The sequence below is a fragment of the Streptomyces silvisoli genome, assembly GCF_029269905.1.
In the GTDB taxonomy this organism is placed as follows: domain Bacteria; phylum Actinomycetota; class Actinomycetes; order Streptomycetales; family Streptomycetaceae; genus Streptantibioticus_A; species Streptantibioticus_A silvisoli_A.
In genome coordinates, this window is sequence record NZ_JARJBC010000019.1 from 122,427 (window position 1) to 141,670 (window position 19,244).

General features: G+C 67.5%; 21 protein-coding genes and 2 pseudogenes. 9 read left to right on the forward strand and 14 right to left on the reverse strand.

Annotated elements, in window-relative coordinates; translation table 11 throughout:
• Positions 1-380 precede the first annotated feature (380 nt).
• From P3G67_RS26380 to P3G67_RS26395, 4 genes are all read left to right on the forward strand, one after another.
• The gene (locus P3G67_RS26380) at positions 381-1,823 is read left to right on the forward strand and encodes an IPT/TIG domain-containing protein (protein WP_276095737.1); all 1,443 of its coding nucleotides are present in this window, start codon (positions 381-383) and stop codon (positions 1,821-1,823) included.
• A 359-nt stretch (positions 1,824-2,182) separates the two neighbouring features.
• The gene (locus P3G67_RS26385; RefSeq protein ID WP_276095764.1) at positions 2,183-2,542 is read left to right on the forward strand and encodes a transposase; all 360 of its coding nucleotides are present in this window, start codon (positions 2,183-2,185) and stop codon (positions 2,540-2,542) included.
• Positions 2,543-2,825: 283 nt separating this feature from the next.
• Complete coding sequence (locus tag P3G67_RS26390) at positions 2,826-3,032, forward strand: cold-shock protein (protein WP_276095738.1); 207 nt, start codon at positions 2,826-2,828, stop codon at positions 3,030-3,032.
• Positions 3,033-3,194: 162 nt separating this feature from the next.
• Positions 3,195-3,590, forward strand: a complete 396-nt coding sequence (locus tag P3G67_RS26395; protein WP_276095739.1) for a RapZ C-terminal domain-containing protein — start codon at positions 3,195-3,197, stop codon at positions 3,588-3,590.
• Positions 3,591-3,601: 11 nt separating this feature from the next.
• Here the strand turns inward: P3G67_RS26395 and P3G67_RS26400 are convergent, their stop codons facing one another.
• From P3G67_RS26400 to P3G67_RS26430, 8 genes are all read right to left on the reverse strand, one after another.
• A complete protein-coding gene (locus P3G67_RS26400; RefSeq protein WP_449343260.1) occupies positions 3,602-4,360 on the reverse strand; it encodes a transposase in 759 nt (252 codons plus the stop codon).
• A complete protein-coding gene (locus tag P3G67_RS36165; RefSeq protein ID WP_391858353.1) occupies positions 4,357-4,533 on the reverse strand; it encodes a helix-turn-helix domain-containing protein in 177 nt (58 codons plus the stop codon). The genes P3G67_RS26400 and P3G67_RS36165 overlap by 4 nt, the downstream gene beginning before the upstream one ends.
• Before the next feature lie 5 nt (positions 4,534-4,538).
• A complete protein-coding gene (locus P3G67_RS26405) occupies positions 4,539-5,015 on the reverse strand; it encodes an integrase (RefSeq protein ID WP_276095740.1) in 477 nt (158 codons plus the stop codon).
• 708 nt (positions 5,016-5,723) lie between these two features.
• Positions 5,724-6,107 (reverse strand): peptidoglycan-binding domain-containing protein, encoded by a 384-nt coding sequence (locus tag P3G67_RS26410; RefSeq protein ID WP_276095741.1) that lies wholly within the window; start codon positions 6,105-6,107, stop codon positions 5,724-5,726.
• 80 nt (positions 6,108-6,187) lie between these two features.
• Positions 6,188-6,619, reverse strand: coding sequence for a hypothetical protein (locus tag P3G67_RS26415; RefSeq protein ID WP_276095742.1), 432 nt, complete (start codon positions 6,617-6,619; stop codon positions 6,188-6,190).
• 315 nt (positions 6,620-6,934) lie between these two features.
• Entirely contained in the window at positions 6,935-7,549 is a 615-nt protein-coding gene (locus P3G67_RS26420) for a hypothetical protein (protein WP_276095743.1), read from the reverse strand.
• Between the two features lie 386 nt (positions 7,550-7,935).
• On the reverse strand, positions 7,936-8,286 hold the full coding sequence (locus P3G67_RS26425; RefSeq protein ID WP_276095744.1) for a peptidoglycan-binding domain-containing protein: 351 nt from the start codon (positions 8,284-8,286) through the stop codon (positions 7,936-7,938).
• Between the two features lie 605 nt (positions 8,287-8,891).
• Positions 8,892-9,416: a VOC family protein gene (locus P3G67_RS26430; protein WP_276095745.1), complete on the reverse strand. Its 525-nt coding sequence runs from the start codon at positions 9,414-9,416 to the stop codon at positions 8,892-8,894.
• 34 nt (positions 9,417-9,450) lie between these two features.
• Between P3G67_RS26430 and P3G67_RS36170 the strand changes: the two genes are divergently transcribed.
• Positions 9,451-9,795 carry a hypothetical protein gene (locus tag P3G67_RS36170; protein ID WP_391858352.1) on the forward strand — a complete coding sequence of 115 codons (345 nt, stop codon included), beginning with the start codon at positions 9,451-9,453 and terminating at the stop codon, positions 9,793-9,795.
• Positions 9,796-9,814: 19 nt separating this feature from the next.
• On the opposite strand, the gene P3G67_RS26440 is transcribed toward P3G67_RS36170, so the two are convergent.
• The 4 genes and pseudogenes from P3G67_RS26440 to P3G67_RS26455 all read right to left on the reverse strand — a co-directional run.
• A complete protein-coding gene (locus tag P3G67_RS26440; RefSeq protein WP_276095746.1) occupies positions 9,815-12,757 on the reverse strand; it encodes a hypothetical protein in 2,943 nt (980 codons plus the stop codon).
• Between the two features lie 4 nt (positions 12,758-12,761).
• Positions 12,762-13,073: a trypco2 family protein gene (locus P3G67_RS26445; protein ID WP_276095747.1), complete on the reverse strand. Its 312-nt coding sequence runs from the start codon at positions 13,071-13,073 to the stop codon at positions 12,762-12,764.
• A gap of 186 nt (positions 13,074-13,259) precedes the next feature.
• Entirely contained in the window at positions 13,260-14,297 is a 1,038-nt protein-coding gene (locus P3G67_RS26450; RefSeq protein WP_276095748.1) for a helix-turn-helix domain-containing protein, read from the reverse strand.
• A 908-nt stretch (positions 14,298-15,205) separates the two neighbouring features.
• A pseudogene (locus tag P3G67_RS26455) lies at positions 15,206-15,322 on the reverse strand (IS5 family transposase); the annotation flags it as partial.
• Between the two features lie 122 nt (positions 15,323-15,444).
• Here P3G67_RS26455 and P3G67_RS26460 point away from each other — a divergent pair.
• The 4 genes and pseudogenes from P3G67_RS26460 (at position 15,445) to P3G67_RS26475 (ending at position 16,600) form a co-directional block, all read left to right on the forward strand.
• Entirely contained in the window at positions 15,445-15,918 is a 474-nt protein-coding gene (locus P3G67_RS26460; protein ID WP_276095749.1) for an Hsp20/alpha crystallin family protein, read from the forward strand.
• 47 nt (positions 15,919-15,965) lie between these two features.
• Positions 15,966-16,109 (forward strand): annotated as a pseudogene (locus P3G67_RS26465) (transketolase C-terminal domain-containing protein); the annotation flags it as partial.
• Positions 16,110-16,132: 23 nt separating this feature from the next.
• Positions 16,133-16,345, forward strand: a complete 213-nt coding sequence (locus P3G67_RS35900; RefSeq protein WP_313881338.1) for an E3 binding domain-containing protein — start codon at positions 16,133-16,135, stop codon at positions 16,343-16,345.
• Positions 16,346-16,426: 81 nt separating this feature from the next.
• A complete protein-coding gene (locus P3G67_RS26475) occupies positions 16,427-16,600 on the forward strand; it encodes a hypothetical protein (protein ID WP_276095750.1) in 174 nt (57 codons plus the stop codon).
• Here the strand turns inward: P3G67_RS26475 and P3G67_RS26480 are convergent.
• Positions 16,597-17,574, reverse strand: a complete 978-nt coding sequence (locus P3G67_RS26480; protein ID WP_276095765.1) for an Acg family FMN-binding oxidoreductase — start codon at positions 17,572-17,574, stop codon at positions 16,597-16,599. The two genes, P3G67_RS26475 and P3G67_RS26480, sit on opposite strands and share 4 nt — an antisense overlap.
• Before the next feature lie 488 nt (positions 17,575-18,062).
• Entirely contained in the window at positions 18,063-19,175 is a 1,113-nt protein-coding gene (locus P3G67_RS26485; protein WP_276095751.1) for a CapA family protein, read from the reverse strand.
• Between the last annotated feature and the right edge of the window lie 69 nt (positions 19,176-19,244).

The following is a 19,244-nucleotide window of genomic DNA, read 5'->3' on the forward strand; positions in this document are numbered from 1 at the left end:
CGCACACCGCGCCAAGGGGACGAGACGAGGCCCGTTGTGAAGGAGGGCAGGTCCCCGCAGGTGCACAGCCGACGGTCTCCCGGCCGCGGGGCGATGACGCCTTTTCGACCACCCGGACCACACCCATCCAAGGCAGGTGCATGATGGACGAATCACATCCGCCAACCGTAGAACGGCCGACCCAGACAGCCGCATCGCCAGTCGTGTCCTCCCGAGTGGTGCACACGGTTCCGGTGGGAATCGAGCCGCTTGGTGTGGGGATGGGCCCCCTCGGGCTGCACGCCTACGTGACCAACAGCGGTTCCGGAACAACCAATGTTGTGGATATCGGGCAGCTGGTTGTCAGTACTGCCTTGGCCCCGTACAACTCGCCTGCCGGGGTGGGGGTCAGCCCGGACAGCACCCGCATCTATGTGGCCGAAAGCGGCGCGAACGCTCTGAGCACCGCACAGCAGGAGACCCTGACCGTCACCTCCCAGATCGAGGTGGGGAGCGCTCCCTTCGGCGTCGCCGTGAGCCCCGCGGGGATCCGCGTATACGTCGCCAACCAGGGATCGGCCAGTCTCAGCGTGGTGGACACGGTCATCGACACCATCCTCGCGACGGTGCCGGTCGGTTCCAGCCCCACCGGAGTCGCGGTCTCCCCCACCGGGGGAGAGGTGTACGTGACGAACAAGGGCGACAACACCCTCAGCGTGATCAGCACCATCACCGACACCGTGGTGGCAACCATCACCGGCCTGTCCGCACCCGTCGGCGTAGCGGCCAGCCCGGATACCCTCCACCTCTACGTGGCCAACAGCGGCGCGAACACTGTCAGCGTCATCGACACCGGCAGCCGGACGATCACCGCCACCATCCCCGTGGGCACCGCCCCCTGGGGAGTGGCGACCACCCCCGACAGCCGCGAGGTGTTTGTGAGCAACAACGGCTCCGACAACGTCAGCATCATCGACGCCACCACCAACACGGTCACCGACACCATCGCCGTCGGCCACCAGCCCGCCGGAATCGCCGTCACCCCCAACGGGCTGGCCGCCTTCGTGGCCAACTCCGGATCCAACACCATCAGCGTCATCCAGACCCTGTACCAAATGGCCCCCACCCTGGGCCCGCAGTCCGGCGGAACCAAGGTAACGATCACCGGCACTAATCTGACCGGGGTCACCTCGGTGCAATTCGGCACCAGATCCGCCCCCGTCATCGCCAACACGCCCAACCAGGTCGTCGCGGCATCCCCACCCGGGTCCGGCGTCGCGCGGGTCACCGTCACCACCGCGGGCGGCACCAGCAACCCCAAGCCCTTCCACTACTACCCCAGCGGCAACGTCTCCTCTCTCAGCCCCTCCGCTGGTCCAACAGCTGGCAGGAACCCCGTCACCATCAACGGCGGCCAGTTGGCCACCGCCACCCAAGTACTGTTCGGCACCCTGCTGGCCGTGCCCCAAGTCGTCTCCGACCAGCAGCTGACCGTCGACGTCCCGCCCAACATCGCTCCTGGAACAGTCCCTGTCACCGTCACCACCGCGGGCGGCCTGACCACCGGAACGCTCAGCTACACCTATGTCGATCCACCGCGGTTCGGCGGCCTGAGCACCACGAGCGGCCCGGTCGCCGGGGGAAACGTCGTCGACCTCACCGGCAAGAATCTGGCGACCGCCACGGCCGTCGCCTTCAACGGCGTCATCGCCCAGTTCAGCATTGGGTCCGATACCGTCCTGGCCGCCATCGTTCCACCTGGTTCCGCCCCCGGCCCCGTCGACGTCACCGTCACCACCGCAGGCGGCTCCGCCACTCTCCCCGGCGCCTACACCTACACCTGATGAATCACCGTACGGCGCACTCGCCTACCACCACGTTCATCATCCCGTCCGACCCCCAAACCCACGCCACCGTCCCGCCAACTTGTCCGTCACCACCGCAGGCGAGGACCAGCCCAGCAGCGGCGTGCAACCGAATCTCGCCACCCAGCACCTGACGCCGTGGGGCTACGCCGTTCACTGAGAAATGGCTCGCCCCACCACCTCGCCTCTTAGCTTGACTCTGTCGGGGATCTTGGAGTTTCCCGGTGCGCCAGCGTGATCAGCGGGCATGCTCGAGGCTGTTTCGAAGACCGATGCAGTTGTCGAGGTGTCAGTTGTCGCTCCGTCCCCGTTCCGGTGAGCAAGTCCCGTCTTTGACCGTGCAGATCGCGCGGGCGAGCAACCCGGGCGGTACGACGGCGATGTGGGTGAGAGACCGGCTGGACGGGCTGTGGTGCGACGAGGACTTCGCGGGCTGCTACCCGCGCGACGGACGCCCCGGCATCTCGCCCGCCCAATTGGCCACCGTCTGTGTGCTGCAGTTCTTGTTCGGCCTGTCGTACCGTCAGGCAGCGGAAGCGGTGCGCTGCCGCATCGATTTCAAGTACGCGCTGGCCATGGAGTTGGACGATCCGGGCTTCCATCACACAGTGCTGACTGACTTCCGTGAGCGCCTCGCCCAGGACGACCGCGCCGACCGTCTTCTCGATCTGTCGCTCGCGCGCCTGAAGGAGGCTTGACTCGTGCGTGAGCGCACCACGCAGCGCACCGACTCCACTCACGTCCTGGCCGCGGTGCGCGATCTGACCCGGCTTCCCGGTTGGTCCTGCCGTCTGCGCAGCCGAGCACGATGCGGCAGCGTTGCGCCAACGCCTGCGAGGACTTCGCCCGCGGCGACCACCGCACCAGCGTCGTCCGCTCATCGTCCGTCAACGTCAACTCGGCCATCGGCCGGCCCATACACGCCATGGGAGCAAAGTTCACAAATACATCGAAATTCGGACGCAGGACACTAGCGGCACTGTGAAGTGGTTCAGCCTGGAGAAGGGCCGTGGCGTCATCACGCGAGACGACGGCGGAGAGCCGGACACCATCGTGCACTGCTTGGCCGTCAAGGGGTGCTGCCGCGTCCGTGGCCCTATGGCCGGCGACGGGGTGATCTTCGACGTGGTCAAGGACTCCGAGGGGGTCCGGGCCGAGAACGTCTGGCGTGGTGGGGCTTATTGCTGAGGTCACGGGGTCGGTGGTGACTCGCCACTCCTGCTCTGTGGTGAGCCCAAACCTGCTCTGGAGATCTCCCCACCCTTCGTGTGATGTTGCCCCGGTGATGCTTTATGGGCTGGTTCGTTCGGAAAGCCTGCGTGCCTACTCACCACTCCTAGGAGGTCGCGCATGCTCAGCGGAGTCGTCTGCGTCGAAATCGCCAGCTTCGGTTATGACAAGGGGCCCTTCGCCAAGCCTGCTGACATCACGCTTGACTTGCGCCGCCACATCATCGCCACTGACCAGCTTCCCGACGCCGAGAGGTTCACCGGCCTGCACCCGGACATCAGCGGGATGGTGCTGGAGTCCTCTGGAACCCGCCGCCTGATCGACAACATCGCGAAGCTCGTGGTCAACCTTGTGGAAGACGAGGCCGGCGCCCGTCTCCTCAGGCTGAGAATCGCCATCGGCTGCGAACGAGGCGTCCACCAGTCGCCCGCTGTCGCCGAAGAGCTCGCCGCGACACTGCGCACTGCAAAGCTGGACATCGAGGTCTGGCACCGCGACGTCCCCCGCTTCCCATAAGCGCGTGCTTCTCAATTGAGTGTATGAACGGGATGTGGCTGGCCTGTCCTCGGCGGAGTGGGATGCCAAGGCGGGACTGATCGTGGTGCCACGCAGCCTCGGTACGAGGTGGTGGCATCACCGGCGCAGGGGACATTCCTCGGAAGTCCGAAGTCACGGCCAGTTGGCCTGACAGCTCCCGGTCCCTGCCGTTCGAGCTGTGTCCGCCGCAGTACTGACCTTTTCGGGGCGATGTCGATGCGGGGGCGGTGATCGTGAGTCCGGTCTCGGTGAGGCAGCCGTCGATCAGGTGTGGCCGTCGTTGGATGCAGGCGAGGCCGTGGCGGAGAGTGCGGTTGAGATAGGTCGGAGTCCTCGAACGCGACGTTGGCCACGTGGCTCCTGCGCAGGAGAGACCAGATGCCTTCGACCGGGTTGAGGTCCGGTGCACAGCTGGGGAGTTGGAAGACTGTGAGCCAGTCGTGGTCGGCGACGTATTGGCGTAAGTCGGCGGCACGGTGGGTGTTGAGATTGTCCCAGATCACCACGATGGGGGCGCCGAGCTGGATGTGGGCGCGAACCAGCAGGTCGCGGTAGTCAGTCCAGGCGAAGCTCTTGCGGGCGCCCTTGAGAGGCAGGTGGAACCGGGGGCGGTAGATGAGTCTGGGGGACTCACCGGGCTTGTAGCAGGCCAGAGCGGCGACCGAGATGCGGCGTCGAGACCTGTCGCGGACCCTGACGACTGGGGTGTGCCCGCGACGGCCCCAGGTGTGGGCGTGCGGCGGCGTCATCGCGAACCCGGCTTCGTCCTCGAAGACGATCCAGGCTCCGAGCGCCGCCGCGGTGCTTCCACCTGCGGCCACACGTCCTTCTTCCACAACGCGACCGCCGTCTCGTCACGTTCGAGAGCCCGGCGCGCAGGTGCCTGCCAGGACCAGCCGTGCCGGTGCAGCAGACGCCACACCCCGGCTATGCGCTGAACCGCTGCGGCGAGCAGGGGGGTGACGTTGGGTTCGTCGTTGGGGGCTCGCAGTTGCAGGCTGCGGTGGGTCCGGCCGGTGTTGTAGTGCTCGGTGTACTCGCTGAGACCATGCGCAGGTGTCGTTCGCCGGTGATGAGGAGGCGGTCGGTGCATTCGGTGCGCAGGGTGCGTATCCACCGCTCCGCGAAGGCGTTCGATCGCGGGCTCTGCGGCGCGGTCTGGATGACTTCCGTGCCGTTGCCGGCGAAGACGGCGTCGAAAGCGGTGGTGAACTTGGCATCGCGATCGCGGATGAGGAACCGGAAACGCACGGCCCTGTCGCCCAGGTCCATCAGCAGGTTCCGGGTGAGCTGCGCTACCCACTCACCGGTCGGATTCGCGGTGACGCCGAGGACGTGGACGCGCCGGGTGGCGATCTCCATGACGAAGAAGACGTAGAGGCGCTGGAGGAAGACGGTGTCCACGTGTAGGAAGTCGCAGGCGAGCGGCGTGTGGCCTGGGACCGGAGGAAGGTGCGCCAGGTCTGTTGGGTGGCACGCAGCGGTGCGGGAGGCAGGCTCGAGCGGCGAAGGATGCGGCGGATGGTGGGTGCGGCCATCCGGCGGCCGAGGCGCTGCAGCTCGCCTTGGATCCTGACGTACCCCCAGGTCGGATTGTCTGTGGCGAGGCGGCGGATGAGCGCGACGACTTCCTCGGGTTGTGGCGGCCGACCAGATCTGACCGATGGCTGGCGCCACTTCCAGCGCAGCAGACGTCGGTGCCAGGACGGCAGCGTGCCCGGGGTGACCAACCGGTGGCGACGCCGGGCGGACGGCAGATGGCGCGCGAGCAAGATGGTGGACGAGGTCGTCGAGCGGTTGATGGACCGCGCCGACGCCCGTAGTCGGTGGTGACGGCAGGTGACGGGCGTCGTTGACGTCATATGCGAGACGTCAACTCCCCTGTGTCAACGGTGGTTTTCAGGACTCTCGGCGCCGGTCATCGATGATGTGGCGGACGAAGGCGAGGTGATCCGGGTCGTGGCCCGGACTCGAGATGTTCGGGTGCCTCCACATCAGGCGGAGCTGCTCGGCCGGCCGCCCCCGGTGGTTCGGCGCCCCGTCAACTGAGTTCGCGGTTGGCCGATGGCCGGTGGCGGCTGCCTGGGCAGCCGTCACCGGCCGGACCGGGGTTCAGCAGCCGGAGGGACCTTCGCAGCGCAGTGCGCCCCAGGTTTTGACGCCGACCTTGCCATCGGGGTCCAGTCCCAGCTCATGTTGAAAGCCCCTGACGACGTCACGGGTGTGCTGCCCGAAGATGCCGTCTATCTCGGAGGGGTCCATCAAGTCCCACTTGGACAGCAGGCATTGCACCTGGCGGACGCGCGGGCCGCGGTCACCGTACTCGGTCAGCCCGGTGCCGTAGTAGTAGGTGCAACCGAAGTTGTTCCTCGGCGCGTGAGCACGGGCCCCGGAGTGGGGCTGGGCGATGGCGGGGGCGGAGGTGGCGAGCACGCTCCCGGCCACGATGGCCGCGCTCGCCAGCAGGGCGGGCAGGGACGAGATTCGACGCTTCACGAGGACGCTCCTTGTGATGTGCGGGTGAGCGGGTGCGGTGTTCCGCCCTTCCCCCGCAAGGGCGGAACACCGAATGCGGATCAGTAGTGGTAGGTCCAGGCCTTCGCGTACATGGTGTGCTTCTTGCCGTGGATGGTGAGGCGCAGGTAGTACGCCTCGCCCGCCCGTAATTTCTCGGCCACGTCGAGCCGGTACTGCTGGCCGTTGTTGCAGTAGCCCCCGTTGACGCCCGCTGTCTTCACGACGTGCTTGTCCCGCGTGCGGACGATCTGGGCCTTGATCGTGGCGCCGTCGTGGCCGTAGCAGCCGAAGTTGACCTCGAGGTTGTTGACGTCCGGAACGAAGTCCGGGGTCGGCCAGTAGGACTTCGCTCCATGGGAGCTGTCGCTCCACAGGAGGTGCCAGCCGGCGGCGGGCGCGTTCGGTGCGGCCTGGGCCGGGGCACCGATGGCAAGGCCGGTGCCGAGGGCGAGAGTGGCGGCCGCCGCGGCGATGCCCTTGCGATGGATCATGGTGTGCTCCTTCAGTGTGGATGAGGACGGTGCGGGGTGGACCGGTGTGCGGTCCTAACCGCTCAGTGATGGAAGAAGCTGGCGCCGGACGCCCTGTGCCGACGGTGCGCTCGCACCCCTCCCCCGTCTGAGTGCCCGGCGCCAGCCACGCATCGAGATTCAGGGGGCCGCGCGTTGTTGCGCAGCCCTGTGCCGCCGCATGCAACAAAAATCCTCGGCAGACGCTAGCGGGAGGCAGCGGGGTGAGACTCCCTGCTCACGAGGCATTGCAGTCGGCATGGGGCGGTGCATAGGTTGTCGACCGCGGACAGCGGCCTATGGCTTCCAGACCGTGCACCCGTTGAGACGCGGAAGCCTGGGGACGTTGGCGCAGGAACGGAACTCCCGCCCATGGACCCAGTTCACCGCCCAGGTCCAACGATCGTGCGCGCCCTGGCTGCCGTCGACCCAGTAGGGGCCGCACCGGTGCCAGTTGTGCTTGCCGTCGTCGGACCAGTCCAGCCAGACGACGCTGTTCTTGGGGGCCCGCCAGACGTGGGCCCAGTAAACCGTGCCGTACTTGCTGTCGTAGCCGTACTCGAGGCGGCTCCAGGCGGTGTCACCAATGGGCTTCGAGGTCGCCAGGTGCCGGTTGGTGGTCCCGTTGACGTTGATGGTGGGTCCGCAGCTGTAGTTGATAACGCCGTCGGGCCGGGCGGCGGATGCACGGGCCGGGGCGCCCACCCCGGCTGCTCCGCTGAACGGCCTGACGGCGCCGGCAGTTGCGTTCGCGACGGCAACCCTGGCCGGCGCGGTGGCTGTCGCGCCCGATAACGCCGCGACGGCCGGACCGGCCGCTGTCGCCTGGGCGGGTGCTGTCAGGCACAGGGCTGAAAGCCCTGCGAGGGTCGTGGTGGCTGCGAGGGCGGTCATGCACTTGCGGACGTTCATAACTCGATCATCCTTTCCTTGTGGTGAGGCTGCGCGGTTTACCGTTGAGCCCTGGCTTGCGCAGACCACGGTGCACGGCAGTTGCCAGGAGAACGAGAGGTGTTCGGTCAGTTGGTGATTTCTCGGGACGCCTCACCTCCTGAACTGCCGCAACGCGGCATGGCGTGACGCTGTTGCGGGACGGTTAAGGAATGACCTCCGTGATTCCCCGTTCCGACCTTGGATCTTGGGCGGCGCCATCGTCGTCGTCCCGACGGCCGAGCTCGGGGTAAACACGGGTTGATTCCGGCGGCGGCCTACCGTCCTGGTTTACGGGACAACTTCTCCGGTGGTCCTCAGGCTTGTCGCTGACCTGTATTTCTTCAGGTTTGGAAACGACCTCTGGGTCAGTTGCCGTGCAGGGCCTTCCAGGTCCTGGGGCCAACTATGCCGTCGGCACGCAGGTGGCGCTTGGCCTGGAAGGCCCTCACCGCCTGCTCGGTGGCCGGGCCGAAGTCGCCGTCGACGTCGACGTTGTAGCCCCAGTAGTTCAGCAGGCACTGGACCTCCTGGACCCTCTTGCCCGTGTCCCCGCGTGAAGTGACGTCGTTCCCGTCGTAGTAGGCACACGCAACCATGGCGTGTGCCTGTGTCTGCTGGTGCGCCGAGGCGGCAGTGGCCGGCGCGGCCACTGCCGTGGTCACGGCGAGGGCCGCGCCGAGCAGGCCTGTGAGGGCAACGGTCTTGCTGGTCTTCATCGCTTCCTGCCTTCGTCCGTCGGGTCTCATACACACAAGTGATCCAGCCGCCCGCCCACGCCCGCGGACTGACCAAGCCGTCGACGTCCAGGAGATAGTCCGCGACGTCCTGGACGGCGCCTCCCGCGCCCCGTCGGCTGGCCGCAGTGCGACAGCACCGACCCCGTTTACCGCTGGGCTCTGGGTTGCGCCGACCACGGTGGCCGACGGTGGGTGGGAGGACGAGAGGCGTTCGGGCAGATGGCACCTTCTCGGGACGCCACACCTCCTGAACTGCTGCAATGGAGCGTGGAGCGACGCCGTTGTGGGACGGCAAATGCCGTGGATGGGCAGGTTTCGTGGCTCGGACAGAAGTATCGCGTCGGCCTGTGTGCGTGTCATTGACCCAGGGTGCAACGTTCTTGACAACATGGGCACAACAGGCCGAGGGGGCCGGATGGGCTGGGCCGAACTGGCGGAAGCGAACCCGATGCCGGCGCGGTCGTCGAATGATTTCGATGAGATTCGTAATGGCCGAAAGGGGGACCCCAGTGCCCGCCCTCCACGTCGCAGCCGGTCCACGGCGTCTCGGCCACGATTCAGCTTCTGGTCGGCTCTGTACGGGGCTACCCCCGGTAGGTGCCGAAGTGCCAGAGATTGCCCTCGGGGTCCACGGCGGTGAAGTCGCGTGAACCGTAGTCGGTCTCGTGCAGCTCGTTGGTGATCTCCGCTCCGGCGGCCACCGCACGCCGGTAGACGGTGTCCGGATCGGCCGTCGTCACGTATGCGCCGAACGCTGCGGGCTGTGACGGTCGGTTGTCCTCACCTTCCGCAGCCGCCGCCGAGATCCCACCGTGGTGCAGCGCGTCGTACACCGAACTGTGCCGCCGGAGGAACTCCGGCTCCAGCGGCAATTCGACCGGCGTCTGCACCGGGCCGGCGGTGCACAGCATCGCATCAGCGAGTTCGAACAGCGCATCGCCCCGACGGTACAGACAAGTGCGCGACTGGCCTCGGAACGCTGCCAGTTCGCGCAGGGCATCGACACCGGCCCGTGGGGAAAGGAAGAGTTGCATCACGGCCTTTGCCTGATCAGCTGTCAACTCGTGGTGAGAAGACATGATCATGCAGAGGCCGCCCCGCTGTCCCAAGAACCGCGGAATCCATCCTGCTCCCGACCGGCCCATGTCGCTTGGAGTGACCGGGAACTCAAAATGCAAGGAACTCGAACGTGTTGCGGGCGGCGAGCTTGATCCGGGGTTGATCCCCTCGCTCTTGGCGTTGCTGTGCCCGGTGTGGATGAACGCCTCGATCTCGGGCCACTACGGGGTGCCGCGCCGCCCCAGTAAGAGTCTCATCGAGGTGACGACAAGTCAGGCTTTCGGCGCCACCATGCTGCTCAAGTTCGAAGGCCCCGACTACGAGACGCTTCCCGCCAGTTCCGAGGCCATGATTCACATCGCTTCGATCGATAACCTCACTCAGCGCATAACGGTCCAGACCGCACCCACCTGGCAAGGCGCCTACTAGGCATACACAAGACAATAAATCAAACGCCCGCTCCGTGCTGGAGCCAGGCCAGGAGTTCGTCATGGCGGATCTGGTAGACCGTGCCAGCGGAACGCAGCAGGCCGACGCGGTGGCACCAGCGGAGGAACCCGACTAGGTGCCAAGGCAGTTTGCCGCGAGTGGCCAGGACGACGCCGGCGTACTGGCGGGTGACGTCTGCGACGAAGCCGGGCCCGGCGGCTAGGCCGCAGGCGAGGGAGGTGGCGACGGCCAGCGGCCAGTCCACCCGCAACCACTCGATGTTCAGCGTGGCGTACAGGGTCAGGCCGGTCACGATGAGGCCTGCGATCAGCCCGGCTGTCGCGTCGTTGCGCAGCGGTGAGAGGGGGGTGGGCACCCCGGGCGGGTCGGGGTCGGGGTCGCCGCCGTTGGTGCGCCGGGCGGCCCGCAGTCCCAGCGGGACGCCTACCGCCAGGGCCAGCGCACCGGCGCCGCATCCTGCGATCACCCCGATGAAGTCGCCGAGCGTGCCGACGAGGGACCCGGCGGCCCCGGCCAGGACGAGGGCGGTGGGCAGCCCGCCGGCCACCAGGTGCCGGCGGTCGATGTCCGCCCGTACCGACAGGGCAAGACCGAAGCCGAAGACCAGCGTGAAAGCGATTGCGACCGCGAGCGCGTACGCCACCCCGAACAGCGGCGTGAGCGGTGGCAGCAGCACCCAGCCGAGGAGCGCGCCGAGGCCGATCCTGCGCCAGCCGAGCCTGCTTCGCAGGCGCTGGAAGAGGATCCGCCGAGGCTGGATGTGCCGCGCCCGTGCACTCCAGGCGGCGAGGAACGGTGCGGGGGAGAGGAGGAGCAGCAACGGGAGGCCGGGGAAGGGGAGTTGGTGGCATTGCCGGAGGCAGATGGTCAGCAGGACGAAGGCGGGCAGCCAGCATGCCAGGGTGAGCCCGGCGGCGGCATAGCGGGCGGCGCGCGGGCCGGCGAGCGGCCACAGCAGGTGGACTGCCAGGTCACGGCCGCCCTCCGCGCTGCCCGGGTCGGCCGGTGCTGTGGTGCCGCCGTGCAGGTTGGCGGCGAGCAGGCGGAGCCAGCGTGTCACGGCCGAGTCGTCGGCGTAGGGCTGTGGCACTCCTTTGGGGTCGGGTTTGCACAGTGTTGGTACGAGCTGGTTGAGGAGCTCGTCGCGCAATTGTCGTAGCCCGTCGGTGGAGGTTGGCGTGCCGATGAAGGAGCGGAGTGCCGCGGCCCCGGCGTCGGACTGGGAGGTGAGGGACGCCAGCGTGAGCATCCAGGGGGAGGTGAGCAGGTCACCGAGAACCGTTTCTGGCTTGGCCAGTTCGGGCTCCAGCCCGGCGAGTCGGGCTGTGTTGTAGGCGCGTTGGTGGAGGTAGTGCCAGCCGTCTGCCGGGGATACATCGTTGATCTGGATCGTCGCGCAGTCGAGCAGTCGGTCGTCGCCACCGCTGAGCCTGATGTAGTTCGCTGCTCGACAGGTGATCACCAGCGGCCCTTCGAACTGGTTGAGCTGGGTGAGCGCGGCGATGGCGTGGCGCTGGTCCGATCCGGCTTCGTCCATCTCGTCGAGGCCGTCCAGCACCGGCAGGATCCGTCCTGACGCGAGGAGGTCGCGGGCTTTGGTCTCGGAGCCGCTGAGGTATTCCCGGGCCATGACGGTGCTGAGCCAGTCGGTGAACGGGACGTCGGTGTCCCAGCCGGCGAGGCCGACCGGTACGGGTACGGGGCCCGGGTAGGAGGCGCGGGTGAGGAGCTGGTGGACGAGTTCGTTGGCGAGGAGGGTCTTTCCCGATCCTGGTCCACCCGTGATGACCAGCCGCTTGGGCCTGAGGGCGTCCAGGAAGCGGGCGATGCTGAGGAAGTCGCCGTGCGGCCAAGCGGTTTCGGGTCCTCGGCCAACATCCGGCAGTGTCTTGTAGGTGATGTTGATGGCCATCGTGTCCCCGCCGAGGAGCTGCCGCCGCCGCTCGCTCGACTGTCGCCGCACGATCTCCGCCAAATCCTGGCGTGCAGCTTCCCGGGCCGATCCGGACCGCCGAGGCCGACGGAACAGCGGGACGGCCCACGCCGTGAGCGCGCCGCCGGCCACCGGGGCTGGCAGCCAGGCGGCGATGGGCTGGCGCGGGGAGAGGAAGGGGAAGACGCTTACCCCCGCCACGACACCGCCCGCGACGGCGGAGCCCAGCACGGTCCGGACGCGCTGTTTCCTCGAGATCGGTGTCATGGCGATCGACGGGTACGGCGAGTCCGGGTATTCCTCCGACTGTAGCCCAGGGACATCCTCGATGACGCAGTGGGCACCATGGTCGGCCAGGGCCTGTGCGAAGCCAGGCAGCGCGGCCAGCGCGCTGATCGGGACGGCATCCAGGACATTCGCGGTGTCGGAGATCTTCTTGTCCGTGGCCAGCACCGCGACAAGGAGCGGCCCGCAGAACAGGGCCGTCCCCGACGCGCCGCTCCAATTCGACCCCGCAGACAGACCCTTGGGGACGACCCCTGAGTCGACGTGCACGGTGAGCATGCCGGACTTCATGGCGTGCAGCGGATCCACGTGCCCCCGCACCGGCATGGTGTCGCGCCGTTTCGGTCTGGAACGGTCCACGACTGCGTCGGGGAAGCCAAGCCCGAGGCATGGAACGCGGTCGCCGCCGCGGATCCGGCCGAACCGCACCGGAGCCGCCCGGGGAGGCTGCCAGGCCGGGTCCGCGATCCGAAGCAGCGCACCGTCTCGTTCAGGGTGCGCGGTAGTGTCGACGGGGTGCGGGGGCCATATCAACTCGGCTGTTACCCAGCTGGTGCGGCCCTCCAAGTCGAGGCGCCGGACCTTGATCTCCCTGCGGACCGCAGCGTCTTCGACGACATGGTAGGCAGTGAGCAAAAGCTGATCGGACACCAGGTAGCCGGTGCCGAAGTTCTTCTCCTTCCGGGTTGGATTCCAGATCTCCATGATCCGCGCCCGGTCCATCGGCCTACTCCGGCAGCTCGTCCACGCTGCTGGAGATCTTCGCGTCCTCGCCATCGGCGTCGACCGGCTGCAGAGTGAACTTGATCCGATGTGTACGGTCCACGTTCGCCACCCCGTGAGCCTCACCGGTCCAGGGGAGGACGAAGACCTTGGTCCGGGCTCCGATCTCCTTCCTGACGGCCAGGGTGAACTCAAGCTCCACCGGGCCGGTCCTGAACTTCAAGGGCTCGTCCTGACCCTCTTGCATGGCGCGCTGGAGCTCGGCGCGGATCGCACCGACCGTCTCTCCCAGCTCCGCCCACGGTTCCTGTGACATGCCGTACCCCCCTGCTCGACCGCGTGGTTCGCCCGGCGCCGAACATAGCCGATCCAGTGGGTTCCGCTGCCCGGTTTGTGATGACGGGAACGCAACCTCAACCAGACTGCGCCGATGACGCTCACCTGGTCGCTGTCGTCCAGCATGACACCCAGGCGGCGTATTGATTCGTCGCACTGGTGGCCGTCAGGGGTTATCGCACGGACTTCTACGCACTCCCAACAGCCTGCGGTACTCCCCAGGGGGCATCCCGAAGGCCGCCTTGAACGCCCGGCTGAACACCGCGGCGTCCTCGAACCCCCAGCGCGCACCTATCGCCCTGACAGGGTGCTTCGCAAGGCATGGCTGAGTCAGGTCGGTGCGGCACCGTTCCAGCCGCAGTTCCCGGATGAAGGCGCTCACGGTCTGCTTCTCCCCGCGGAACAGATGGTGCAGGTAGCGCACCGAGATGCCATGGGCGTCCGCGACTGTCTGCGGCGATAAGTGATGGTCCATAAGGTGTGCCTCGATGAAGGCCTTCACACCGTGCAGGAGCACGGTCTGCCGGGTCTCCGGCGGCAGCAACCCCTCCCGGTCCGCGAGGCCCCCAAGAAACGCGGAGGCGAGCTGGACTGCGGCCGATCCGAGGCGCTCGGCCTCCAGCCCGCTCCACTGGCCGCCTGCCAGTCCTTGGAGGAATCCCGCGAGTAGGGCACCGCTGCCGTGCGTGGGAAGTCTGCGCGACAGAAGGTCCCGCATCGACCGGTCCGGAAGCGGCACCGCAGGTTTGGGCAGGTGGAGGATGGTCATCCGGCCGCCCTCGGTCACCCGCATCTGCACCGGCCGCGACGTGTCGTAAAGGAGCAAGTCGCCCGCCCCGACCTGAGCATGGCTACGCGCCTGTTCCAGCACCATGATCCCGCTGGCCATGTAGCCCAGCTCCCACAACTCGGGATCCGACCGCCGGATCAACTGTGGGGTGCGAACCGCAGTCAGTGTCGGAAAGGACAGGACGGACACGTTCACGGGCCCGAGCTCCAACGCAGCGGTCGATGCCGGGAAGTCGTCGCGGTGCTCACTGGCGATGTGTGCGGGCGCGAGATCCTGCATCAGCAGGTCGCGCCACCAGCCGAACCTCTCCGCCTTCGGCACGTCCGTCGTCTGTAACTCGGCCCAGCCCATCTCGCCCCCCTTGGTCTGTTGTGCACATGATGCCAAGAACATTGCACTCCGGGTCAATGCCACCCATACAGGCCGACATGGCACTTCTGTCCGAGCCAAGAAACCTGCGCACAGCGCAGGAGGACGGGACACCCGTCCCCGGCGGTCGGTCAATGTATTGGCGCGCCGACCGGGCGTGTCCAGGAGGGGAACAGCATGCGGTTCGTCAGAAAGATAGGCGCCGTCGTGGCGGCGGTCGTCGTGTTCGGGACGCTATCGGCCGGGAGCATCGCGCGCCTCCACGGCGCAGCCCGCCGGGGTCAACAAGTGCCAGAGCATACATACGTATGAGGTCAGCGGCATGTACCTGGAGGCTCACGGCTGGGGCGGCCAGGGCGCGGTTATGGACACCTGGGAGTACGTCAACCAAGGCAGCCACGCTCAGGACAACGAGCGCTGGTGCCTAGAGGCCGCCACAGCGGCTACATATCGCCGGTGAACGCCTCCAACCACGGCAACAAGTACTCGCTAAACTACGGCGGGTACCACGGCGCCGCGATCGTTAACGTCACCCGGATCGCGCCGCGCGGCGAGCCTCGCGCAGCGCACGCAGCCTTTTGACGCTGGTCGCACAGCCGGGTGGCATCTGGCCAGCAGAGCCCAAGCGATACGCTCGCGGCGGTGTTGATCTTCAACCGGGGGAGACCGGAATACGAGCGAAACGTGCCACGAGCCCGTGGCACGTTTCGCTCGTATTCTCACCCCAACTGCGACCTCCCGGACGATCTCCCGGGACGGAGGCGGACCCGGTCAGAGGTTCGCAACCCACTGACCACCACAACGTTTTCGCTCGTCAGGCGCGTTGTTTTGGGGCGGATACTACGGCGACACATGATATCCAGTGTGTGATCGCACCGTCGGGCCTTCGTACCGGTGAAGCTGGGGTCGTGAAAGAGCGTTTTATCCCGGGGCGGTGTTTGGTTCGAGGGCCAGGCGTCACGCCAGTTCGGGGTGGATTCTCGGGCGAGGCGTCGGCTTATGAGGTCGATCATCGCGAGGTGGATCACGGCTTCGGAGCGGTGTGGGTGGGTTTCGTAGTCACGGGCGAGCATGGCGCCCGCGTGTCCGGGCCGAACCGAACGCGCCCTCGTGCGCCCGAGTCGCGAGGTGAGCGGGCTCGGTACAGCATGGAGGTGACCCGAATGCCGCAGTGTGATGGAGGTGAGCCGTGATGACCCATCCCGTGCGACACCGGCCAGGCCACGTGCTGGAGCGGATCCCCGGCTTGGGCGAGCCGATGGCGGCCGAGTTCGACGAGTTGTTCGATCGAATGAATCGCTTCTTGGAGTCAGCAGCCGCCGTGCCGTCGGTGGCTGTCCGGGGCGCTTGGGTGCCGCTGGCGGACATGCAGGAGACCGATGAGGCGTATGTGATCGAGGTTGAGCTGCCCGGCATCAAGCGGCAGGATATCGATGTTCAGCTCAGTGAACGAGAATTGTGCATCACCGGGGAGTACAAGGAGCGCGAGCGTGAAGGCACACTGCGCCGCGCTACCCGCCGCACCGGGCATTTCGAGTACCGGGCGCTGCTGCCCTCCGAGGTGAAAACCGAGAAGATCAGTGCCTCCCTCACCGACGGCGTACTGACGGTAACTGTCCCCAAGGCTCAAGCCGCCAAGCCGCGCCACATCGAGATCAAGGGCTGACCCCGGCAAGAGTGCTTGTGGCGCCGAGCCCGAGGGGCGGGCGAACGGTGAGCCATACCCACCGCGCGGTCGTCATCGACGAGGCATGGCGCACGGGCAGTCTCGCCGTCGAGATCTCGGCGCGGATCATGGAGGGTGCCTTCTACGAGCTGGACGCTCCGGTGGAGCAGGTGTGCGGTGCCGAGCTGCCGATTCCCTACGCTCACCACTTCAGGTGCACTCACCCCTTGTCCGGCGCCTGGCCGCCCAGCAGGGCGTGGACCTCACAACCGTTCACGGCACAGGTCCCGACGGCTCGATCACCCGGGCCGATGTGGACCACGCCGCGCATCCGGTGGGCAGCGGGGCAGGCGGCACCGTACGCGCCGAGGACGTCCGCAAGGCAGCACGCGTCGAGACACCCCAGCCAGCCACCACGACGACCTAGCCCGCGCCCACTCGCCCCGCCGAACAGGCTGGCACCTCCGCCGACCGCGCGGCAGCCACGCGGCGCGCCTTCGGCGACCTGATGAGCCGGTCCAAGCACGAGATCTCCCACTACTACCTGTCCACCACCATCGACCTCATGGCCGCCGACGCCTGGATGCGCGACCACAAACCGCCGCGCCGAGGTGGCCGACCGGCTCATTCCCGCCGCCTTGCTGCGCCGGTCGAGGCCTTCGCCGAAAGGACTCTTCCCTAGTCCTCGATGGTCAGGATGTCCCGCACGGGCCTGCGCGGCACCGTGGGGCCCTTTGGGCCGTACCCCAGGCGCAGCATCGTGTGTACACACCCCGTCCCCGATACCGGATCCCGCAGGGGCCACCGCAGGTCGGGCCATTCGAGGGCCTCGGTGGAGAACGAGGTGGCCAGCCCCTCCAGCGTGGCCAGGAGCAGGACGCGCTCCATGGCCTGGCCCGCGCGCAGCCAGTCCCGGGGTCGGTCGCCGTCGGTGCTCAGCAGGGCCAGGTGGGGGTCGTTCTCGAAAGGGGTGGATCCGAGGTCGGCTGTCGGCCTGCCGCCGGAGAAGTCGCGCATGGGTGCCCTGCCCCCGCGCTGCCGCGGCCCGAACGCGTAGTCCGGAACGCCGTCGGTGGCCGTGTCCGCCTCGGCGATCCCCATGCGGGTCCACCGTTCCAGCTCTGCTTGCCGGTCGCGGTCGGTGAGATCGCGCGCCCTGGCGTCTTCGGCCAGCTCTTCGACCAAGCGCAGGTGCCAGGAGGAGGGGAAGGACAGCGTGGCACCCTCCTGGCGGGCAGCATCGGTCAAGGCGGTGCGCAGGCCGGCGGGGATCTCGGTCTCTGTAAACGGGTACCGGCTGGTGTGCCGCTCGTGGATCGCCGGGTGGAGCAGCGCCAGAGCGACGTCATCGCCGCGGGGGGCGATGAGCCGCACGGTCGCCAACAGCGCCGTGTCCCCCAAGTCGGGCAGGAGTGTGACATCCGGGTGGCATCCGGCATTGGCGGCGGCGACCCGCAGATTGAACAGGGCCGCGCCGCATCCCAGGTGGAGGGCGCGAGCATCGGGGTCGGAGTGCGGCATGGCCCGGTCGAAGTCGGCGTACAGGCGGAAGTCACCGCTTCCGCGCGAGTAGCGGAACCGCCAGGGCTGCGCGTTGTGCATGGAAGGGGCGGCAGTCGCATCACGCACCAGCTCCGCCACGTGCGCGTCGTTCATCGTGGGTGGCGCATTCACCGAAATCTCCCTTCGGAAGGCGCGGGCCCGGCCGCCGGGTCACCTTCATGGTCGCTCCGCATTCGCACCGCGGGGACAGGCCGACCGTCACCGGACAACGGGACGATCGGCTCAAGGACGGGTGCTCCGTGGGCCGCGAGGTTGGGAATTCGGCCCCCTGGCGATGAAGAGGAGCGGGACCACGCGCAGTGCCGAACGTCGACGAGCTGGTAACCCGGAAGGTAGCCCAGGTCCGCCCAGGGTGTGCGTTTCCGGCGGCCCACGCATGCTGCCGACCGGGATCGGCGTCACCGCCCACCGGATCCTCCAGGAAGCGCTGACCAGGCCCCCTTCCTGCACCGACCGCCTCGCTGAATGATCGACCGGTCGGGCCCACCGGATAGTCGTTGAGGCTCTCCCACTCGCATGCCATGCCATGCCATGTTCGTGTGGTCGTGTCGGGCATCGGCCGCTGGCCAGGTTCGATGCCTTCACGACCATCGCAGGGTGAGTGTGCCATCGTGCGTGGAATCGACGCGCGAACCGAATCCGCGGCTGATCCGATCGAGGGTCACTCGCAACCATTCGCGGTTCTCGCGTGAGGTGCGCTCCAGTCGCATCCGCCGGGCCTGGAGGGCTGTCATGCGCAGGTCGGTGAGGGTGCCGGTGTCCGCCATCAGTGACGCGAAGTAGAGGAGTCTCAGGTCGTCGCGGTACTGCTCGTAGCCGGTGATGCCCTCGTAGTCGTCGATGAAATCGCCGCAGCCGTAGAGAACGAGCTTCCCTCGATACACCTCGACTGGGCGGGGATGGTGCGAGGAGTGCCCGTGCACCACATCTATGCCTCCATCGACGAGTGTGTGCGCGAAGCCGACTTCGTCGTGGGAGATCTGGTAGCCCCAGTTGGCGCCCCAGTGGATCGAGACGATCGCGATGTCGTCCGGCCGCTTCAGCTGGCGTACTCGTTCGACCACTTGGTCCGCGGCGGCAGGCGTCGGCCGCGCCACGAAGTCCACGCCGACGCGCTTCTCCTTCGCTGCCCAGTCGCGGGGGATGCCGCTGGACGCCGTCCCGCAGGAGAAGACCAGGATGCGACGGTTTCCCTGGACCGGTACGATCGCGGGGCGCTGTGCCGTTCTCGCGTCCCGTCCGGCTCCGGCGGTCCGCAGCCCGGCACCGGCCAGGGTGCCGAGGGTTTCTTCGAGCCCTCGCTGTCCGAAGTCCAGCACGTGGTTGTTCGCCAACGTGCACACGTCCGGATGCGCGGCGGCCAGACAGGGCAGATTGGCGGGGCTCATCCGGTAGTGAACCCCCTTCCCCGGCGCGAACTCGTCGCTTCGCGTGACACTGGTCTCCAGATTGACCACCCGGGCGTCAGGGGCGGCCTCGCCCAGTATTCGCAAGGCGTCTCCCCAGGGCCAGCAGAAGTCGACTGGCCGGGGGATCGGGCCGTTCACCGCCTCGGCCAGTTCGACGTAGGCACAGGCGTCCCGGATGTAGCTCTCCTCGAGCGCGGGGTCGCCGGGGTGCGGCAGGATCTGGTCAATGCCACGGCCCAGCATGACATCGCCGCAGAGAGACACCGTGATCGTGTCACCAGGCACTTGTCCAGATTAGCCGTGACGAGCCGGTCGAAGGCCAGCCGATGGCACATGGGCGGTTGCGAATCCGGA

Coding starts and splice junctions, on each gene's coding strand:
- P3G67_RS26475 (WP_276095750.1), top strand. CDS start 16,427: ATGAGCCGGTCCAAGCACGAGATCTCCCACTACTACCTGTCCACCACC.
- P3G67_RS36170 (WP_391858352.1), top strand. CDS start 9,451: ATGTCGCTTGGAGTGACCGGGAACTCAAAATGCAAGGAACTCGAACGT.
- P3G67_RS26440 (WP_276095746.1), bottom strand. CDS start 12,757: ATGGACCGGGCGCGGATCATGGAGATCTGGAATCCAACCCGGAAGGAG.
- P3G67_RS26460 (WP_276095749.1), top strand. CDS start 15,445: ATGACCCATCCCGTGCGACACCGGCCAGGCCACGTGCTGGAGCGGATC.
- P3G67_RS26445 (WP_276095747.1), bottom strand. CDS start 13,073: ATGTCACAGGAACCGTGGGCGGAGCTGGGAGAGACGGTCGGTGCGATC.
- P3G67_RS26400 (WP_449343260.1), bottom strand. CDS start 4,360: ATGACGCCGCCGCACGCCCACACCTGGGGCCGTCGCGGGCACACCCCA.
- P3G67_RS26480 (WP_276095765.1), bottom strand. CDS start 17,574: ATGAACGACGCGCACGTGGCGGAGCTGGTGCGTGATGCGACTGCCGCC.
- P3G67_RS26425 (WP_276095744.1), bottom strand. CDS start 8,286: ATGAAGACCAGCAAGACCGTTGCCCTCACAGGCCTGCTCGGCGCGGCC.
- P3G67_RS26420 (WP_276095743.1), bottom strand. CDS start 7,549: ATGAACGTCCGCAAGTGCATGACCGCCCTCGCAGCCACCACGACCCTC.
- P3G67_RS26395 (WP_276095739.1), top strand. CDS start 3,195: ATGCTCAGCGGAGTCGTCTGCGTCGAAATCGCCAGCTTCGGTTATGAC.
- P3G67_RS26415 (WP_276095742.1), bottom strand. CDS start 6,619: ATGATCCATCGCAAGGGCATCGCCGCGGCGGCCGCCACTCTCGCCCTC.